The organism is Aestuariivita sp. (assembly GCF_049276915.1).
In the GTDB taxonomy this organism is placed as follows: Bacteria; Pseudomonadota; Alphaproteobacteria; order Rhodobacterales; family Rhodobacteraceae; genus Aestuariivita.
Window position 1 is genome coordinate 1 of record NZ_JBASXK010000053.1, and the last position, 2410, is coordinate 2410.

The following is a 2410-nucleotide window of genomic DNA, read 5'->3' on the forward strand; positions in this document are numbered from 1 at the left end:
TCAGGAGCCTTTGACGTGAACGCGGTCTATGGCGATGGCAAGGGCCGCTGGGACGGCGTGCAATGGATCGAAACAGAGATGCAAGCCCGTGCAGCGCGGGCGGAGAAGATCGGCCTGCCGGACGTCAGATGGGCGATAAGCACCGAAAAGCTGACCGGCGATACAGCCGGTTATGGCCAGGTTGTGCCGCTTCTGGACCCATCAGATGATGCGCTGCGACTGCTGTGGCATGCACCGGTTGGCCCGGTCACTGCGCCGCTTGTCCCGGTGTTCATCGGCCAGACGGACGTTCCGGTTGAATATGGGCCGCACAGATATCTTACGACAGGCGAAAGCAGCCGGTTTCTGGACCACCGCCACAACCACGAAGAACCGGACCTGATTTCGACCGTGCCGCAAAATCGCGAGGTCACCCGCTCGGCGTTTCAGGTGCAAAAGCGCCTGATGCATCTGGCGTTTCGCCTGGGGCCGGTCACCCTGGGGGACATCCGGGCGCATTGGCGGGCGATGGAGGCCGGATTGGCGGAGGAATTGCCAAATATTGTGGCCTCGGCCGAGATCCTGATGGCGGCCGGGCGGGCAGACCTTGCGGCACAGGCCCTGACGCATTTCAGTTCGCAGGCCCTCTCGCTTGCCTTGCAAGATGCCGAGGCATTATCCGCGGCATATGAAGTTTTGCTTCGTAACGCCGGTGCCCTGAAAGACGGTGGAGCGGCGATCGTTCCCGAACAGATATGGTAGCCTCGGACACCGGTGACACAGCAGGGCGCGCAGGCTCTGACAGGGCATATGAGCCCGGGCAGATTCCCCGCCTTGATTGGGATCGGGGGCCGTGGAACCGCTGGACCTTTCAGAATATTGATCTGATCCTGCCAACCGCACCGATCCGTAAAGGCCCCCAAGTGACGGCCCTGCCGCAGGCTACAGGGTCATTGAATGCCTTCGGCTATCGTGGTGCAGACGGAGCGCCGACAACCTTCGGCCAGATGCTTGAAGAAACCTATACCGATGCGATGTTTGTCTGGAAAAACGGGCAGTGTCTTCACGAAAGCTACCACAACGCGATGAGCCCTCAGACATTGCACCTGCTTCAGTCCGTTTCAAAGTCGATTACAGCGACAGCGGCCGCTTGTCTTTTTGCAGAACGGATGATGGACCCTTCGGCACCCATTACCGACTATCTGCCCGAGCTGGGAAAAACCGCGTGGAACGGGGCGAGCGTTCAGCATGTCCTTGATATGACATCGGGCATGGCGTTCAACGAAACCTATGAGGCGCGGGACAGCGACGTTGGCAAAATGGACTTTGCCGCCAGGTGGAAACCTGCGCCGCCCGGTGTGGATGCGACATCCTGGCCGGGTTGTATCCGGGACCAGATATTGTCTCTTACCGACGCCGATGCGGGCCATGGGCAGCGTTTCAGCTATCACTCAATCGAGACGGAAGTTCTGGCACATGCCATGGAGCGCGTCACCGGGCAGCCTCTCGCCGAGATCATTTCCGACCGGCTGTGGAAGCCGCTGGGCTGTGAGAAAGATGCCAACATCACCGTTGATACGACGGGTTACGGCCTTGCCTGCGGTGGCATCAATGCGACGCTGCGCGATCTGGCCCGTTTTGCGATTGCTCTGGCAAATAATGGGGACGTCGGGGGTCGAAACGTTATCCCCCGCGCCTGGATTGCCGATATAAGGTGTGGAAACCATGGCCTTTTTGACGACGAGTCACGTCAGGATTTTCCCAATGGGCGCTACAGGAACCAGTTTTGGATTGAAGATGTCAGCGGCGAACGACATCTGTGTTTGGGCGTATTTGGCCAACTGATCTTTGTCTCGCCTGCCTCAAATTTCATCGCGGTCAAGCTCTCTTCATGGCCGAGCTTCTCAGACACAAAATGTCTCAATAGCACTTTGGCCGCGCTCCATGCCGTTGAAACCGGGTTTTCGTAAGCGTTTGCGAAATAAAGGAAAAAGATAACAACGCCCTTTTTTTGGGACCGATATTGCGACTCTCTGGAAACAGGCTACGACATGCAAGCAGTGAAAGTGCAGTTGGGAGTGCACGATTTTTGCCGTGATCGAACGGCTGGTTCGGGGGGATTCGCTGCATTGCAACAAATGGCCTGCCGCAGGTGCAAGTAAATGCTGCGTGAGCAATAGCCGCGGTAGCGAAAGGCGGGAAAGTCCGCATCTCTCTCCTTGATGCTTCCCGCAGCGAATGACCGCTCCGCCTATATCGGCCGACCTACGCCCGTCCCGCGGTTTGCATCGAATTTTGCTACCAGTTGAAACTTCGAAAAGGGCGCTTGCCCGAAAACGCCAACACACTGAAATTGCTTCACTTTTTTAATGCGCCCTTCTGAAGGCCTAGGGCGGTCGGTTAGAGACAAAGCGGGTTCAGAGACCGATTT

At 57.6% G+C, this 2410-nt stretch carries 1 protein-coding gene and 1 pseudogene; both read left to right on the top strand.

The genetic code is table 11. The features are described 5' to 3' along the window. Positions 1–741, top strand: a pseudogene (locus WAO69_RS05675) (dipeptidase); the annotation flags it as partial. A 161-nt stretch (positions 742–902) separates the two neighbouring features. Continuing rightward, on the top strand, positions 903–1949 hold the full coding sequence (locus WAO69_RS05680; protein WP_422177084.1) for a serine hydrolase domain-containing protein: 1047 nt from the start codon (positions 903–905) through the stop codon (positions 1947–1949). Positions 1950–2410: the final 461 nt, after the last annotated feature.